General features: G+C 32.4%; 18 protein-coding genes and 1 pseudogene. 6 read left to right on the top strand and 13 right to left on the bottom strand.

The window, feature by feature from the left end; all coding sequences use genetic code 11:
* Positions 1–413: 413 nt before the first annotated feature.
* Both DLK05_RS15960 and DLK05_RS15955 read right to left on the bottom strand, forming a co-directional pair.
* A complete protein-coding gene (locus tag DLK05_RS15960) occupies positions 414–1,613 on the bottom strand; it encodes an IS256 family transposase (protein WP_209319924.1) in 1,200 nt (399 codons plus the stop codon).
* Between the two features lie 50 nt (positions 1,614–1,663).
* Positions 1,664–2,758 (bottom strand): IS4 family transposase, encoded by a 1,095-nt coding sequence (locus DLK05_RS15955; protein WP_127345007.1) that lies wholly within the window; start codon positions 2,756–2,758, stop codon positions 1,664–1,666.
* Between the two features lie 205 nt (positions 2,759–2,963).
* Between DLK05_RS15955 and DLK05_RS15950 the strand changes: the two genes are divergently transcribed.
* Positions 2,964–3,188, top strand: coding sequence for a hypothetical protein (locus tag DLK05_RS15950; protein ID WP_127345006.1), 225 nt, complete (start codon positions 2,964–2,966; stop codon positions 3,186–3,188).
* A gap of 15 nt (positions 3,189–3,203) precedes the next feature.
* Positions 3,204–3,470 (top strand): annotated as a pseudogene (locus tag DLK05_RS15945) (CAP domain-containing protein); the annotation flags it as partial.
* A gap of 109 nt (positions 3,471–3,579) precedes the next feature.
* On the opposite strand, the gene rplI reads toward DLK05_RS15945, so the two are convergent.
* The 3 genes from rplI to rpsF are packed head-to-tail and all read right to left on the bottom strand — an operon-like array spanning position 3,580 to position 4,667.
* Complete coding sequence (gene rplI / locus DLK05_RS15940) at positions 3,580–4,023, bottom strand: 50S ribosomal protein L9 (protein ID WP_127345004.1); 444 nt, start codon at positions 4,021–4,023, stop codon at positions 3,580–3,582.
* A gap of 23 nt (positions 4,024–4,046) precedes the next feature.
* Positions 4,047–4,316 carry a 30S ribosomal protein S18 gene (gene rpsR / locus DLK05_RS15935; protein ID WP_127345003.1) on the bottom strand — a complete coding sequence of 90 codons (270 nt, stop codon included), beginning with the start codon at positions 4,314–4,316 and terminating at the stop codon, positions 4,047–4,049.
* A 3-nt stretch (positions 4,317–4,319) separates the two neighbouring features.
* Positions 4,320–4,667, bottom strand: coding sequence for a 30S ribosomal protein S6 (gene rpsF / locus DLK05_RS15930; RefSeq protein WP_127345002.1), 348 nt, complete (start codon positions 4,665–4,667; stop codon positions 4,320–4,322).
* Positions 4,668–4,957: 290 nt separating this feature from the next.
* Between rpsF and DLK05_RS15925 the strand changes: the two genes are divergently transcribed.
* Complete coding sequence (locus DLK05_RS15925) at positions 4,958–6,082, top strand: universal stress protein (RefSeq protein WP_127345001.1); 1,125 nt, start codon at positions 4,958–4,960, stop codon at positions 6,080–6,082.
* 24 nt (positions 6,083–6,106) lie between these two features.
* Here DLK05_RS15925 and mtaB read toward each other — a convergent pair whose 3' ends face one another.
* The 8 genes from mtaB to bioA form a co-directional block, all read right to left on the bottom strand.
* The gene (mtaB, locus tag DLK05_RS15920; protein ID WP_127345000.1) at positions 6,107–7,402 is read right to left on the bottom strand and encodes a tRNA (N(6)-L-threonylcarbamoyladenosine(37)-C(2))-methylthiotransferase MtaB; all 1,296 of its coding nucleotides are present in this window, start codon (positions 7,400–7,402) and stop codon (positions 6,107–6,109) included.
* Positions 7,399–8,742 (bottom strand): tRNA (N6-isopentenyl adenosine(37)-C2)-methylthiotransferase MiaB, encoded by a 1,344-nt coding sequence (miaB, locus tag DLK05_RS15915; protein ID WP_127344999.1) that lies wholly within the window; start codon positions 8,740–8,742, stop codon positions 7,399–7,401. Before miaB ends, mtaB begins: the two co-directional genes overlap by 4 nt.
* A gap of 11 nt (positions 8,743–8,753) precedes the next feature.
* Positions 8,754–9,422: a ferredoxin--NADP reductase gene (locus DLK05_RS15910; RefSeq protein WP_127344998.1), complete on the bottom strand. Its 669-nt coding sequence runs from the start codon at positions 9,420–9,422 to the stop codon at positions 8,754–8,756.
* A 406-nt stretch (positions 9,423–9,828) separates the two neighbouring features.
* Positions 9,829–10,506, bottom strand: coding sequence for a dethiobiotin synthase (gene bioD, locus DLK05_RS15905; RefSeq protein WP_127344997.1), 678 nt, complete (start codon positions 10,504–10,506; stop codon positions 9,829–9,831).
* A gap of 6 nt (positions 10,507–10,512) precedes the next feature.
* Complete coding sequence (gene bioC, locus DLK05_RS15900) at positions 10,513–11,274, bottom strand: malonyl-ACP O-methyltransferase BioC (RefSeq protein WP_127344996.1); 762 nt, start codon at positions 11,272–11,274, stop codon at positions 10,513–10,515.
* Complete coding sequence (locus tag DLK05_RS15895) at positions 11,252–11,947, bottom strand: pimeloyl-ACP methyl esterase BioG family protein (RefSeq protein WP_127344995.1); 696 nt, start codon at positions 11,945–11,947, stop codon at positions 11,252–11,254. The genes bioC and DLK05_RS15895 overlap by 23 nt, the downstream gene beginning before the upstream one ends.
* A gap of 21 nt (positions 11,948–11,968) precedes the next feature.
* Positions 11,969–13,099: an aminotransferase class I/II-fold pyridoxal phosphate-dependent enzyme gene (locus DLK05_RS15890; RefSeq protein ID WP_127344994.1), complete on the bottom strand. Its 1,131-nt coding sequence runs from the start codon at positions 13,097–13,099 to the stop codon at positions 11,969–11,971.
* A gap of 4 nt (positions 13,100–13,103) precedes the next feature.
* The gene (gene bioA / locus DLK05_RS15885; RefSeq protein ID WP_209319923.1) at positions 13,104–14,393 is read right to left on the bottom strand and encodes an adenosylmethionine--8-amino-7-oxononanoate transaminase; all 1,290 of its coding nucleotides are present in this window, start codon (positions 14,391–14,393) and stop codon (positions 13,104–13,106) included.
* Between the two features lie 198 nt (positions 14,394–14,591).
* Between bioA and DLK05_RS15880 the strand changes: the two genes are divergently transcribed.
* The 3 genes from DLK05_RS15880 (at position 14,592) to DLK05_RS15870 (ending at position 17,137) form a co-directional block, all read left to right on the top strand.
* Positions 14,592–15,077, top strand: a complete 486-nt coding sequence (locus DLK05_RS15880; RefSeq protein ID WP_127344993.1) for a thioredoxin fold domain-containing protein — start codon at positions 14,592–14,594, stop codon at positions 15,075–15,077.
* A gap of 122 nt (positions 15,078–15,199) precedes the next feature.
* On the top strand, positions 15,200–15,727 hold the full coding sequence (locus DLK05_RS15875; protein WP_127344992.1) for an FKBP-type peptidyl-prolyl cis-trans isomerase: 528 nt from the start codon (positions 15,200–15,202) through the stop codon (positions 15,725–15,727).
* Positions 15,728–15,856: 129 nt separating this feature from the next.
* Positions 15,857–17,137 carry a dicarboxylate/amino acid:cation symporter gene (locus DLK05_RS15870; RefSeq protein WP_235832023.1) on the top strand — a complete coding sequence of 427 codons (1,281 nt, stop codon included), beginning with the start codon at positions 15,857–15,859 and terminating at the stop codon, positions 17,135–17,137.
* The last annotated feature ends 349 nt before the right edge of the window (positions 17,138–17,486 follow it).

Below are 17,486 nucleotides of genomic sequence, written 5' to 3'. Positions count from 1 at the left end.
CATTGGAGTATTGAGAATGAGTTACATTGGTTGTTAGATGTAACATTTTAAGAAGATAGGCAAAGAAAGAGGATGGGCGACAGTCCAGATAATTTCAATAAAATTCTCAAAATTGCTTCTGGACTATTGAAAAAGACAGAAACTTCTAAGAAAACAAGCATTAAAGGAAAAAGATATAAAGCAGCTCTTGAAAAGGATTTTAGAGAAAAGGTGTTACAGATTTCTTAAATGCGGAAGCCCTGTAAATAAGTACCAATAAGCCTAAGTACATGACAAAAAGGGAGTATCCTATAATCTGTGTAAATGATTTTTCTTTAAAAGATGATGATAATGATGAGTTGTTGAATTTGTTGACAACTTTAGGTCGATACGACCGTTAAGAAGTTATCAATAATTTCAATGGCTTCTTTAAGCTACATGCCCATTCGATCACCATAAAGAGCCATGAATTGACCAAATATCTTAGCCCAATTGATAGGTCTCGTCCATTTCTTTGTCGCTTCATGAATAGCCAAATATACTGATTTTTTTACGGCATCATCTGTAGGGAAACTCATTTTAGTTTTTGTATATTTTCTGATTTTACCATTCAGATTCTCAATTAGGTTGGTTGTGTAGATTATCTTTCGGATTTCCAATGGAAACTCAAAAAACACGGATAGTTCTGCCCAGTTCTTTCTCCAACTGTCCATAGCATACTGATATTGTCTTCCCCATTTCTCTTCAAACTTATCTAAGGCATAAGAGGCTGCTTCTTGATTCGGAGCTGTATAAATCTCTCTCGTATCTGCTGTAAAGGCTCTTCTGTCTTTATATGAAACAAACTTGCATGAGTTTCTAATTTGATGAACCACACATATTTGAGTCTTTGATTCTGGATAGACATTATTTATTGTAGATGTAAATCCATTCAAATTATCCGTACAAGTAATAAGAATGTCTTTAACTCCTCTTGATTGTAAATCAGTTAATACTGTCATCCAAAATGCCGATGTTTCGTTTTTACCTAACCATAACCCAAGAACCTCTTTATATCCCTTGGTTGTCAATCCTACAGCGATGTAAATTGCTTTGTTTACAACCCTGCTATTTTCTCTAACCTTAAAGACAATAGCATCCATCCAGACTATAGTATAAACTTCTTCCAGGGGTCTATTTTGCCATTCCATAGCATCTTCCCTTATTCTATCAGTAATGATAGATATGGTTGACGTGGAGAGATTAATATCATAGAGCTCAGTCAAATGCTGTTCAATATCCGAATTACTCATTCCCTTAGCATATAATGAAACAACCAGATTTTCGATGCCTGGTCGCATAGAGCTTCGCTTGGGAAGGATTTGAGGTTCAAATGAAGAATTGCGATCTCGGGGTACTTTCAAGGCGAGTTCACCAAATTCGCTCTTTAAACGCTTTTCGCCGTAGCCATTTCTGGAATTACCACTGTTACCATGAACGCTATTCTTACTATATCCTAAATGAGAATCCAATTCTCCGTTAAGAATTTGTTCTGTCCCACGAACAAATAATTCCTTTAAAAAACTATCCAGTTTCTTACCATCTTTGAACTGGCTTACAAATTCAGACTTTAATAATTCTTCTTTACTAATCATTGTGCAAATTTAATGGTGTGAAATATTTTTCAAAACCATTTACACACTTTCTAGGACAGTGTCGACAAAAATCTGAATACATCTATACTATTTTGATTTTCAGAATTCAACAATACGTTTGCAATATAAGACAATCCACATTTAAATATGCTTTTGGCCTTTCGTCCGTGTTTTTTTATTTTAATTTTCTTTACATTTTCATGTATGAATATTCCAGTTTTGTAACACCAGACGAAAGCTATCATAACAAGAAGCGTCAGTTTTTCAATTCGATCTATAGCTTGTAAATGTGTTTTCTCAATATCGAAGCCACTTGATTTCATCGCTCTGAAGCAAGTTTCAATCTGCCAACGCTCTTTATAATTTATTTGAGCCTGCTCTGGTTTATTGAATGATACTATCATCAATAATTCTTCATCTTTTTTTTTGCCTTTTTGCTTACATCCAGAAATATAGCAAAGCTGTGTTCCCATTCTAACAATTCGATTGTAATGAATAAACTCTCCAAACTTAAGAGATTTAAACAGCCATGCTGCCTTAATTTCCTTATTTTTATGAGGAATGTGAATTTTAAAATTATTTCTAATTCGAATATAATATCGAATACGATTTTCATTTAGATATTCGATCCACTTATCTCCTACAAACTCACGATCAGCCATCAAAGAGTCAATACATTTCGTTCCGAAAAGCTCTATGAATCGATTCACTAAATCAATTCTCTCCTGGCAATTAGAATTACCACGCTTATCTAACATTGAAAACAGTAATGGAAAAGCCACACCTTTATAGCTTACACCAAGCATGAAGATATTAATATCAGTTCTCCCAAATTTCCAATTCGTTCTGTCAATACTAAGTTTCAAATTCTCTTTTTGGGGTAATAATCCAAAAATAAGTTTTGCAACCAAATCAGAATCTAACAAGAACTTCGCTATAAAACGTTGAACACGTCTTAAACTTGATTCAGCCTGAGCTTTACTATCAAATGCATTAGCTAATTTTTCGAAACCTACAGTCTGAACTTTGCATAAAGCAAACATGGAAATAAATTTCAGGCGTGATAAATTAACTTTTCCTTCAAAATGGGTATTCAATATTGATATGAATTCCTTACTTTTATTCTCGACGTTGATTTTCTTCATTAGAAAAATGAGTGGTGTTATTCTTCTAAGATAATGAAAATCAACGTCTTATTGAAATTCATGACGGCTCATTTTACTAACAATCAGTACTTTATAATATTGTCATGTACTAAACCAATAAGCTTATTTTTTATTTAAAGTTTTTATCTTTCCCATAAACCTTCTTAACATCCGCTTGTGTTTTTTAACTAGTAATATTTAAGTGATGAAGAAATTATTTATCGTAGGAAGTATTTTTCTATTTCTTAATATATCCATCTCTTGTACCAAATCTGATTCCTTAACTGAAACAGGTATTCCAATAGGAGCAAATAATATAGATGGAAATAAACTTCTTGATTTAGTGAATCAAGTAAGAAGTACGGGAACTTATTGTGGTGATACTTATTATCCATCAGTTGGAGAACTCTCTTGGAGTATTGTTTTATAGGAGTCTGCGCTAAAACATTCTGAAGATATGAGTTCCAATAATTTTTTTAGTCATATTTCATCTGATGGAAGTAATTTGAGTGATAGACTGGCAGAAGAAAACTATGGTTATTTGTATGCTGGTGAAAATATTGCGTCAGAATATTCCATTGAAGAAAGTGTTATGGATGCTTGGTTAAAGAGCTCGAGACATTGCGTCAATATTATGAATGCTAATTTTACTGAAATGGGAGCAGGAAGGATAGGGGATTACTGGACTCAAGATTTTGCCAAACCAAAATAGTAACATAAAAAAACCACCCCAAGCGTTAATCAGGGTGGCTTAATCTGTTTGTTTGAAAAGCTTTAAGTTTGTCTGTTAAAACTTAAATTAATTTTTTATTTGAAGCGAATTATTCTGATACAACTTCAAATTCGATATCAACCTTAACTTCTTTATGAAGCTTAATAGTAGCGGAATATTTTCCAATCTCCTTAACGGCATCTTTAATAGAAATAACTTTTCTATCAATTTCGAATCCTTTTTCAGTAAGAGCTTCTGCAATTTGAATATTATTTACAGAACCGAAAATCTTACCTGTAGTACTAGTCTTGGCTCCCAAGCTAATTGTAACTTTTTCTAATTTCTTAGCAAGTTCCAAAGCTTCATTCTTGATTTTTTCCTCTTTATGAGCACTTTGTCTCATATTTTCAGCATGCATCTTCTTTGCAGATTCAGTTGCAAGAATAGCTATCCCGTTAGGAATCAAATAATTTCTTCCATAACCATTTTTTACAGTTACGATATCATTTTTATATCCTAAAGTATGGATATCTTGTTTTAAGATTACTTCCATTTCGTTTCCTCCTTCTTTAAAGATTATTTCATCATGTCAGTTACGTATGGTAGTAATGCGATGTGACGAGCACGTTTTACAGCAGTAGCTACCTTTCTTTGATATTTTAAAGAAGTACCAGTGATACGACGAGGTAAAATTTTACCTTGTTCGTTCAAGAATTTTTTCAAAAATTCAGGATCTTTATAATCAATATACTTGATCTTGTTTTTCTTGAAACGACAATATTTTTTCTTTTTGATTTCAACTGATGGTGGAGTCAAATATCTGATTTCTGATTGATTTTGTGCCATGACTTATTTCTCCTCTTTAGTTTTAAGGTTTCCTTTTCTTTTAATTGAATACTCAAAAGCGTATTTATCAAGTTTGAAAGTCAAGAAGCGAATAACTCTTTCATCGCGTCTGTAGTTAAGTTCCAATTTCTCGATTAAATCGCCTGGAGCATCAAATTGAAGCAATTGGTAAAAACCAGTGCTTTTCTTTTGAATTGGATAAGCCAGCTTACGCAGTCCCCAGTTCTCTTCATTTTCGATCTTACCTCCATTTTCGGTAATAAGCGTTTTGAATTTTTCTACCGCTTCCTTTACCTGAGCTTCAGATAAAACGGGAGTTACAATGAAAACGGTCTCATAATGATTCAACATAACTTAAATAATTTAATTAATACTTAATAAATAAGTGTTTTTATTGAGCCGCAAAATTAGCTATTCTTTTTTGATTTTTCAAGAATACCTCCTGCTAATTGAATCAAGAATGTAAAACTACATAAATTATATAAAATCCCATGTAGGAGAGTATTTATAAATATTTCAATCAATCAGATTCGTTTTCGAATATTTTTTACTCACAAAAAATCAAAACAGTGACAGATACAGTTTTGTGTGGACTTGCATTTTTTCGTATCTTATATGTACAGATCTAAAAATGATGGCTCATGAAAGATAAGATGATCACTTTAGCGACTTATAGTTACTCTAAAGCTCAATTGCTTGAAACGCGCCTTCAATCGGAAGGGGTAGAGTGCTATTTGAAAAATTTGAATCTTATTCAATCTGCAATTGGCGGAGGAGTAAAGGTAAGAATCAGAGCAGAAGATTTGAGTCGCGCACTCAAAATTATAGAAGAATTAGATTTAAGTTATACGCAGGAGGACATGGAAAAGGCTTTTCCTGAAAAAAATGTTGATGTAAATCGAATATTAGTTCCTGTTGATTTTTCTGATTTTTCTCCTAAAATTTGTGACTATGCATTGGGCATCGCAAAAAAATTTAATTCGGATATTTTGCTCTTTCATACCTACTTTGCATCAGCAATTGAATCCGTGCCATTCTCTGACAGTTACACCTATAATGCAACCGTAGTTGAAGTTTTGTCTGAAGTTGAAAAAAATGCTAAGGCAAAATTAAAAGAGCTATATTACGATATTAAAAACCGATTAGAACTGGAAAAAATTGAAGGAGTTGAGGTAGATTATGCATTGAGTGGAGGAACGGCTTCTTCAGAAATTTTAAATATTTGTAAAAAATATCAGCCTGATTTAATGGTAATGGGGAGTAGAGGCGAAACTGCAGGAACTTCAAATCTACTTGGTAGTGTTGTCTCCAACGTTATTGAAGAAGCCGAAGTACCTATCCTAATCATTTCGGATCAAGGAGAATATGTGGATTTTGACGAAGTCCAAAATATTATGTATGCAACAGACTTTGACAAAGCTGATTTTCATGCTATAGCAAATTTAAAATACATTACCAGACCATATAAAATGCAAATTCATTGCGTTCATTTTGAAGAGGAGGAAGGTGATAATCCAATGGAAGAGCACCGTATGCACATATTGCGTAAGTATCTAAAACGTGCCTTAGGTAATACAGATGTGAGTTGTAGAATAATCCATATAGAGGATAAGATGGACGGAATTGAGCAATACACTAAAAACCACTATATTGGCTTAATTGCTATACTCGCGAGAAAGCACAATCTCTTACAAAAAATGTTTTTTGGTCAGAGATCAAGAAAATTATTCATGAAAACACATATTCCAATATTAATGTTCCATTAATTTATTAAGAAAAAAGACGCAAAATTATGCGTCTTTTTTTTGGATCATTTCCCCAATTAATTCAGGGTCATTACCTGCAGCAATTCCTGTAATTAGTACCTTGTAAAATTGATTTTTTTGGATATTCTGTCCTGCGAATTCAATTGGAATGTAATGTTCTCCATATCCTTTCGCATTTAAACCATCGGTTTTTTCAACTAACACATACTGTTCTTTTCCAATAAAACTCTTGCGGTAGTTTGATTTAGTTTCTTCGGAAATACTACGTAAAATTTCACTTCGTTTCGTTTTAATCCGTTCATCCACATGATTAGGCATACGCTCTGCTCTAGTTCCTTTTCGAATTGAATATTTAAAAGCATGTACATGTCCAAAATTTAATTCTCTAATTATATTGCAAGTAGCATTAAAATCCTGTTCGCTTTCATTAGGAAAACCAATAATAATATCAGTAGTAATATTAAAATCACTTCTTATAGCACGTATTTTTTGTATTAGTTCCTTAAATTTTTTGAGGGTATACATTCTACGCATTTGAAGCAAAATTGGTTCTGAACCACTTTGCAAGCATAAATGCAAATGAGATGTCATTTTAGGATGATCCAAAAGGCTCAAAAATTTGTCCCCAAATCCATCCGGTTCTATTGATGAAATGCGAAGTCTGAAATCACCCTCTAAATTAAGAATTTGTTCTACTACATCGTCAAATTTATAATTTTTAAAATCATAACGTCCAATATTCACCCCGGTTAAAACAATTTCTTTGGCTCCTTTTGCAATATTCTGCTTTACATTATCTAATATATCTGCTAAAGGACGACTGGAAGCTCTTCCTCTTACAGAAGGAATAATGCAAAAAGTACAAAAGTTATCACATCCATCCTGAATTTTTATCATACTTCTGGTATGAAAACCTTTATTTGTTGATCCATAGGAAAATAAATCTGTATTTAATTGAGAAGGATGTAATATTTCTCCGTTAAAATGAGCATCGACTAATGAATAAACAGAACTTTTTTGTTCATTTTCAACAACATAGTTTATTTCGTCTCGATTTTCCAATTCATCTTTCGCATTATTGGCCATGCAGCCCGTAACAATCAAGACAGAATCTTTGTTTTTGCGTTTTGCCTGATTTATGAAGTTTCTTGATTTATGATCACTTTGATGGGTTACTGTACAAGAGTTAATTACGTAAACATCAGCCTCTTTATCAAAAGAAACCAGTTCGTATCCGTTTGATTGAAACTGAGAAGCCAAAGCATCTGTTTCATATTGGTTCAACCTACAACCTAAAGTTTTAAATGCAATTTTTTTCACACTACGTTTTCATTTATCGTCACTAAATCTCCCTCAATAGAAAAGTCAGCAGCGGATGTTATTTTAATATCGGCAAAGTTACCAATAAGAGACATATTATCCGATAAAAATCGCACATTGATTTTACCTTCGGTAAGTCCCGCTAAATATCCTTCGTGTCTGGCTTTATCTTTTACAAGCACGCGAAAATTTTTCCCGATCATTCTAGAATTATAATTGCGAGAATGTGTCTTAAGATCTTCGGTTAACTGATGGTGCCTTTTTTTCTTTACATCTAGACTGACATCGTCAAACCATCTATGACTTAAAGCACCAGGTCGGGGAGAGTACATAGCGATATATGCCATATTGTATTGAAACTCTTCTATAGCTCTTCTTGTGTTCTCAAATTGCTCTTCATTTTCCCCAGTGAATCCTACGATGATATCTGTAAATAGAGTGGCTTCAGGAATCAATCGACGAATACTATTCACTATTTGGCGATATTTTTCAATTCCGTGTTTACGGTTCATATGAATAAGAACTTTATTATCACCAGATTGGATAGGAAGGTGAATTTGTTTTGCCAAGCATGGATAATCGGCGATGACCTCTATCACCTCGTCTGTCATATCACGAGGATGGGGAGAAGTAAAATAGACCCAAAATTGTTTATTCAGATTATTTCCTAACTCTCCGATCCTTCGAAGTAAAGAGGGGAAATTAATCTCATCTCCATTTTTATCTAATCCATATGAATTAACATTCTGTCCTAATAAAGTGATAGTCCTAAAACCTTTCTCTACAAGATCAATTACTTCTGAGATAATGGCATTAGAAGGTCTAGAAACTTCTCTTCCCCGAGTATAAGGAACTGCACAAAAAGAACAGAATTTATCACAACCATTTTGAATAGGCACGAAAGCTTCAAATTTCGAAGCATAATTTGGTGTTACATTCCAAAACTCCGTAATATTTTCATTTTGTGAATCAAATCCACTGGATAATCCTACAGGTGTTGATATTCCATATTGTTGAATTAATTCTGGTAAATTTGGAAGATCTTTCATTTGGAAGATAATATCGAAAAGCTTTAAAAATTTTTCAATATCAGAAGGTAAAATGCAACCAGAAACAAATGTTATTAAATTTCGTTTATTCTTCCATAAATTCCATTTATGAATTTTAGAGTAAACTTTATCAATCGCTTTTTGTCTTACTGAACAGGCAAGAATTCCAATTAAATTTGCTTCCTCTTCATTATCTGTCCACTGATATCCCATTTTTTCAATAACGGAACGCACACGTTCTCCATCAGAGGCATTCATTTGACAGCCAAGCGATACAAGATGATATTTCATATTCTATAAATCTAAAAATAAACTTCGGTATGAATTGGACCCAAATTAATTCCTTGTTTTTCAAGGATATCGTAAGCCTCGTAGATCATATGACAATTCCCACATAAATAGCAAACCGTATCAGAAGAAATTGGATTCTGTTTCAAGTAATCTGTAACTCTACCATGAAAATCTCCCGTTTTCTCACGAGAAGTACATAGTATATACTGGTTTTTATTATAAGAATCTCGCTCGTATGCTTCCTCTTCAAGCCGAACACCATGTAATACACTATAATTTAATTCAGGGTGAGATTTCACAAAACTATGAATGGGTGAAATTCCAGTACCTGTTGCAATAAATAAAAACTTCTTCGTCTGAAGTTCTTCGTTCTGTAAGGAAAAATGTCCGAAAGGTCCATCTACATCCAACATATCTCCAGATTTACAGCGTTTTAATTTTTTTGAAACTAAGCCATCTTCCACTTCTTTAATCAATACTTCTAGATAATCAGCATTTTGAGAGCTGTAAATAGAATATTCTCGTCTGTCAATACTTCCGGTGAACCCTAAGGTAATGTACTGCCCGGTTTTAAAACTAAAATCATTTTTCTCCATTCTTATAACATAAGTTGATGAAGTAAGATTTCGTATTCCTATAACTTTGTGCGATCTCATTCTAATAATTAAATAGATATTCATTAGTTATCTTATTTTTAATCTTGAAATTTTATCACCTCAGAGCTAAAATTTTATATGGATTGATTACAAATAAGAGATTACAAAAAAATACAAAACCCCTCGAATAAACAAGCATTTTAAGATCTTTTGATATTTTTTTAGCGAAAAGTTTAATATTGTATCTAATCTACGGAAAATTCTTCCTCCTAAGTATATCTTGAGGAAAACTTAAACATAGCCGTCATTATCGCTATATTTTGATTTCCATAAGGTTAGAAGCTTTTAGTCCGTTTTTAACCTCCTGAGAATTAAATATTTTAAAATCTCTTAACATCTGTAGGAGATAATGCCAATATTAGCCTTAAAAATTAATAAGTGGATACTAATATTTTAAATGATCACGAAAAGTTTCGGATTTTAAGAAATGCTAGAAGAAAAATTGAGAAAAATCAACCTCACTATTCTCTAAATTTTCAAAAATAGGAATTTCAACAATTGGACAATCAAATCCAAATTTTTTCAAATAATGCTGAAATACTTGGATAGAATCATTTAGTATAAAATTACTCTTAGCAGGATAGTGATTATAAATTAATCCATGAAGGGGAATTTGCCTGGTTTTTAAAATTTCCAAGCTAAGTAATGTGTGATTGATACTTCCTAATTTTGAAGAGGTAACTAATATCAAAGGATATTTTTTTTCTTGCAGAAAATCAAGCAAAGAATAATCAAGAGTAATAGGAACATTTAATCCGCCAACTCCCTCAAATAAAACATATTCGAAGCTATCATTTAAAATTTTAGTAGAAGTACTGATTTTATGAATATCAATCTTCTCATTTTGCATTTGAGCTGCTAAATGTGGGGATGCAGGATAATCAAAAACAAAGGGACAGGTAATTCCCTTTCTATCCACATCAAACAGTTCTACACCCATAATATTTCTATGTATTAGAATATCTTCCGAAATACCTTTACATCCGGTTTGCGCAAACTTTTGTGTAATAACAGATTTACCATTAATATATAAATACTTAGCCATAAGTCCGGTAGCATAGGTTTTTCCTGTATCGGTATCAATTCCACTTACAAAATAAGTCTTCATGTAATTTTACTTTTTAGGTTTTACAATAAAATATATGGGTTGATAGGTGAGTGGAACACCTAATTCGGTTCCAAAAATATCTTGATAATTTTCGACGAAATCATTCAAATCACTTTTTTTCCATGCTTTTCCAGGAATTCCATTTACACCGGTTTGTTTCATGTGCTGTAGAACTCCCCTTGGGCTTGAAAAATATCTGGTTATTGTTTCCTTATCACTCCACATTATTTCAAATTGTTTTGACAATAATCTTTCGTGATGTGCAAAACTTAAATAATCAAGACCTTTTCCTGCTATATCTCTAATTTCACGATAGTTATCTGGTCCAAAAGAACTAAATACAAGATAGGAATCGGGATTAAGAGCATCAAAAACATGATCTAGAAATAATTCTAAATCGTTAAGCCATTGAAATGTAGAACTGGAAATAATGAGATCTAAGCTATCTGGTAAGTTCATCGATTCAATATCGCCACTCATGAACTGAATTTTAGGATCAATGCCATGGAGAACATCAGAATATTCATTTACAATATCATTTGCAATGTATTGTTCCATATCAAAATTTCGAAAAAATTTCTCTGTTAAAACGGCAGGGCCGCAACCAATTTCTAGCACTTTTGAAAATTTCCCTTTCGAGAGGTTCGATAGCTCATTAATTAGTCGACAAGCTATAGCCTCCTGCACAATGGCATATTTTCGATAGGTTTCAATGCTTTTTACAAAACCTTTCTGAACCAGATTCTTATTTATTTTTTGTGTTTTCACCTATTAGGTTCTCAATTAAATCATCCCAGGATTTCCACCTATTAAAACAGTAATGAGGAAATTCATCCTTAATAATAATATTATGATCTATTCCCCAAGCTCGTATTTGATTATCTGATGAGAAAATCAAATCCTTACCACCAATCAATACAATATTAAATAAATTCCAATCCACAATATGGTTTTGAATTACATTCTGAAGTATCTTCAATTCATTCTTTTGATCTTCGATTATTCTTTTTGGTTTAATATTTTGAAATTCAATAAATTCAGATTTACTACCACACATTCTATTCCAAAATTTCTCCAAATTTTTATCATTCAATTGGTCAATAGTAGCTTGAAAAACAGCAGGAGAGATTCCTTTCAGATTATCAATAGGGGATAAAGTTCCATTGATAGCAATAGTACTTGTAAATAATTCTTTCCAGTGGTTTAAAATCAAATTACCAACATAAACGCCCAAGGACCAAGCTATAAGATGAATCTCTTCATATTTATCGAATAAATGTTCTACCTCCGGTTTTATTAAAATATCACAATAGTCATAACAAACTAAAACATCATATTCTATCGAAGTTAACATCTCAAATGGATGAGAATCACATCCCCAACCGTTCATAAATAAAATACATTTTTCACTATTACTTTTTTTCAGCCAAGTTGTTTTCATACTTATATATTAGAATGAAATTTAGTCAGAATCTTTATCACAAAACTCTTTAATCAAAGCCGGTACTTCCTTTAAATCGTTCCATACCATATCGGCACATACAGATAAACGCAACCTAGCTTTATTTACAGGAACTGCAGGTGGTCTAATTGGAAAAATAAGAAAACCTTTTTTTTGTAGAAATTCTGCTAGTCGAACACATTTCTGACTATTCCCAATTTGTACAGGTACAATATTAGAGCTTCCGGATGTAGGCAATCCTTCTGCTATTAAAGAATCTCTTAACTGATTTGAAATATCCATTAAATGTTCTCTTTCAAGACTCATTTTCACAATTGTTTTCAAGATACTATAGTTCCAATTAACAACTATAGGCGGAAGTGCAGTCGTGAAAATTAAAGAACGCATTTTATTAATTAAGTAATTTTTTAAAGTGGTATTGCTTATTGCATACGCACCAATTGAATTCATTGCTTTTCCAAAGGTTCCAATTAGGATATCAATATTATCAATACAATTCTGTTCCTCCGATAATCCCAATCCTTTATTCCCACGTACCCCTAAAGCATGAGCTTCATCAAGGTATAAGATGCAGTTGAATTGCTCTTTTAATTCGATTAATCGATGTAAATCAGCTTCATCACCATCCATACTAAAAATAGATTCACTAACAATAAACACCCGATTATATTCCTTTCTCTTTCTTTTTAGGATATTCTCTAAATGAACATAATCTAAATGTTTAAATCTTACAGAATCTGCATTAGACAATCTCATTCCATCAATAATGCTTGCATGATTGAGCTTGTCAGAAAGAATTAAATCGTCTTTATCTGTTAAAGCGGCTAAAATCCCAATGTTTGCATGATATCCCGAGTTGAAAAATAAGGCCGATTTATTATACAATTTCTCCAATTCACTTTCAAGCAATTCATATTCTTTAAAATTTCCTGTCAATAATCGTGAAGACCCGGAGCCAAAAGAATTTCCTTTTGGTCTGGGAATATTTTTTTTACTAACTCCTAAATAATCATTGGAAGATAAATTGACTTTAAACTCACTATTTGAGATTTTTTTTAAGGTTCTATAATTGCCAGATTCCTTTAACTGATTCAATTCTTCCTGATACTGATCAAAACACTCTTTCATCATGGAATTATATGAATTTAACGACTTTTACAATAGCTTCACATAGAAAATTAAGTTCTTCATCCGAAATGATAAAAGGCGGCATAATATATACTAATTTGCCAAAAGGGCGAACCCAAACTCCATTTTCCACAAATAATTTTTGGATAGTAGCCATCTCAACATTCTCTTTCATTTCAACAACCCCGATAGCACCTAAGATTCGAACATCATTAACATTTTCTAATACATTTAAAGATTGAAAATGATGTAATAATTGAGATTCTATTCGAGATATATTTTCCTTCCAATTTGCACTCAAAAGCAGATTTATACTGGCTTTCCCAAGAGCACACGCTAAAGGATTACCCATAAAAGTAGGTCCATGCATAAAACAACCGGGGGAACCATTAGAGATTCCATCACTTACTTTTTTGCTCGTTAAAGTTGCAGCAAAACTCACATATCCACCTGTAATCGCTTTGCCGACGGGCATTATATCTGGTTCGATCTGGGCGTATTCGCATGCAAACATTTTACCTGTTCTTCCAAATCCTGTGGCAATTTCATCTAATATCAATAAAATATCAAATTTATCACAAACTTTTCTCAGTTCACGTAAATATTGTGGATGATAAAATTTCATTCCACCTGCTCCCTGAACTATAGGCTCTAATATTACTGCTGCTATTTCTTCATGGTGCAAACTTACCATATCATGCATAGGAATAAAAGAACTTGCATCCCATTGATCATGAAATGAACAAGAAGGAGATTCTACAAAATAATTAATGGGTAATATTCCAGTGAAAATATCGTGCATTCCAGTAATTGGATCGCAAACAGACATAGCATTAAACGTGTCTCCATGATAACCAGAACGAATAGTTAAAAACTTATTTTTTTGAGTTTTACCAAGTGTGAACCAATATTGTAATGCCATTTTCATAGAAACTTCTACTGCAACTGATCCTGAATCGCAGAAAAATACTTTTTCTAATGATTTTGGTGTAATCTCTAGAAGTAATTTAGCTAAATCTATTGCTGGTTGATGTGTAATTCCACCAAACATTACATGTGACATTTTTTTTATCTGATCTTCAATAGCCTTATTTAAAACAGGATGATTATAACCATGTACAGCACACCACCAAGAAGACATACCATCAATTATTTCCTGTCCATTCTCCAGTTTTAATCGAACACCGTTTGCAGAAACAATAGGAAAAACCGGTAACGGTTCTGTCATTGAGGTATATGGATGCCAAATATGTTCTCTATCAAAATTTAAATCTATAATATTTTCCTGTTGTTTCATTACTATTATTCCTTTTTGAAATTGAGCGTAAATCTATGATTATTCCAATAAAACCACTAAGATTTAGGCCTATTTTTAAAACATATTAAAATTCAGCAATTACATTGGGTAATGTTACCGATTCGTTAAACCTTTCTTAGATATACCAAGTTTTGATTTTTTTCATCTAAATTGCGCAAAATTAAAAAATGTAAAGTAATGAAGATACTAAAGATTTCAGCACTATTTGCTATCCTTACATTGTTTATAATAAATACTGAAGCACAAAAAATTTACAACCCTAATGCAGATGCTAAGAAGGAGCTTCAAACTGCTATCAATCTTGCCAGGAATGAGGGTAAAAATATTTTAATTCAAGTAGGAGGAAACTGGTGTCCCTGGTGTGTGAAAATGCACAAGTTGCTAGAAGGAAATGTAGAATTAAATAAGCTTGTTAAAGAAAGCTATATTTTCATGGTTGTAAATTACAGTAAGGAAAATAAAAATCTGGATGTCCTACAGGACTTAGGTTATCCACAACGTTTTGGATTTCCTGTAATGATCGTTCTTAACTCGAAAGGAACCAGAATCCACACGCAGAATACAGGTAATTTAGAAAAAGATAAGTCCTATGATCTAAAAAAAATAAAATCTTTTCTCTACAATTGGCGTCCTGATGCTTTCAATCCAGAACACTATAAATAAATCAGAATTGATTAGTTTTAGACTAAGAACTCCGATTTTATTTGATTAAAGAAATAAATGTATTTTCTTTGTATCTGAAAAATAAGCTTAAGGCTTTTTATAAAAAAACAAAAAAAGATATTATGACAATTGCAAAAGATAAGGTTATATCGGTTATATACGAATTAAAAACTGATCCTTCAGGAGAAATTATTGAGAAAGCTGTAAACGGAACACCTCTTACATATCTTTGTGGAGCAGGACAGATGTTGGAAAAATTTGAATCCAATCTTATGGGATTAAAAATTGGCGACGCTTTTGATTTTAAATTGGAATCGGCAGATGCCTATGGTGAAGCATCAGAACAAGCCGTTATCGATCTCCCCAAAAACATTTTTGAAGTAAACGGTGAACTGGACACAGAGGTTATCAAGGAAGGTAATGTTGTACCTATGCAGGATAGCTCAGGACGAAGAATGAATGGTATTGTATTAGAAGTTGCTGACACAACCATTAAAATGGATTTTAATCATCCTCTTGCTGGAGATGACTTATATTTTAAAGGAGAAGTTATCGAAGTTAGAGAAGCTTCTGAAGAAGAAATGAAAGCAGCATACGAACCACAAGGTGGTTGCGATGGTGGAAGTTGTGGAAGCGGTTGTTCTTGCTAATTTCATCGCAAAATAATATTTAGAGCCCGAAAGCCATTGGTTTTCGGGCTTTGATTTTATATGCTTTACAATTATCTTTAGTGCTTAATAAAAATTAGAAGATCTATGTGGACCAAGTTACCCCTTTATGTGAAAATTTTAATAGGAATGATTTTAGGCATTATTGCAGGATTAATTGCAGTTTTTTTTAATCTGCAAAAATTCACTTTCGATTGGATCAAACCATGGGGTGACATCTTCTTGAATCTTCTTAAACTAATTGCTGTTCCTCTAATCTTCGTCTCCCTAGTAAAAGGAATCTCTAGTCTTTCTAATATTTCAAAATTATCCAGAATTGGCTTAAAAACAGTAAGTCTATATCTTGTATCAACAATTATCGCTGTAAGCTTAGGTCTGTTATTAGTTAATTATATTAAGCCTGGTAATACTTTTCCTGATTCTAAAAAAGCTGAATTACAGGAAAGATTCCATACTACCATTAGTCTGAAAAAAGACCAGGCATCAGAATTAAAAGAAGAATCACCAATTAAGTTTTTGGTTGATGTAGTACCAGATAACTTTATTAAAGCGACAACGGATAATTCTAAAATGTTGCAGATTATATTCTTTGCTATATTGTTTGGGATAGCCATGGTAATTCTTGAAGATAATAAGGTCAAAGGTGTAAAAGATTTTTTTGATGGTTTAGATGCAATTATCCTTAAAATTATTGATATTATCATGCGATTTGCACCATATGGTGTATTTGCATTAATAGCAGGCTTAATAGTTGATTTTTCAGGTGATGCCGATTTATTTAAGGCTTTAGGTTTATATGCAATAACGGTTGTGCTTGGTTTACTGGTTATGATATTTATAGTATATCCTATATTTTTAAAATTATTTACTCCATTAAAATATTCTGATTTTTATAGGTTCATATCACCGGCACAATTATTAGCTTTTTCAACTAGTTCGAGTGCTGCTACCTTACCTGTTACCATGGAGTGTGTTGAGAAAAAAGTTGGAGTTTCTAATGAAGTAGCAAGTTTTGTCCTTCCGGTAGGCGTTACCATAAATATGGATGGAACAAGTTGTTATCAAGCAATTGCGGCAGTTTTTATAGCGCAAGTTTTTGGTGTTCATCTCGATTTAATTGATCAGCTAATAATAGTAATAACAGCTACTATTGCTTCGATTGGGACACCGGGTGTTCCTGGAGGAAGTATTGTAATGCTTATCATCGTTCTTACATCCGTTGGTATCCCTGTGGAAGGTCTCGCTCTTATTTTAGGTATTGACAGACCATTAGACATGCTTCGTACCGTGGTAAATATAACTGGTGATGCAACAGTAGCTACTATTGTTGCTAAAACAGAAGGTAAACTAAGTTATATTCCTTTCATTCAAACCAAAAAAGCACAATTGTAACTACCTAAATTTCTGCAAAAACTTCATTTTGTTTATTCTTTATATTTATTTAGATGAACAAAATGCGAATTGAATTTGTTTCCCGATAAAACCATTAAAAATAATGCTGTGAGATATATAAGGTGTGAAAAATATTGATGGAAAACCTAAAAGATTTTGCAAACTAAAAATGAGAAGATCAATCGTGAAGTTTTGATTTATTATCAATAGCGTCCTAAACGATTAAAAAGAGAGAAAGAATTTAAGTATCTCAAATTATCTTTGAGTTGCACAACAAAAAAAACTTTCTCTCATGACAAATTTAAATTTATTCTCTCAAATCATATCCAAATTGGATAGAACTTGTTTT

The organism is Ancylomarina longa (assembly GCF_003996985.1).
GTDB classification, from domain to species: Bacteria; Bacteroidota; Bacteroidia; order Bacteroidales; family Marinifilaceae; genus Ancylomarina_A; species Ancylomarina_A longa.
Note: the sequence above shows the minus strand (reverse complement) of the source record. Positions and strands in the feature narration are given on the sequence as shown.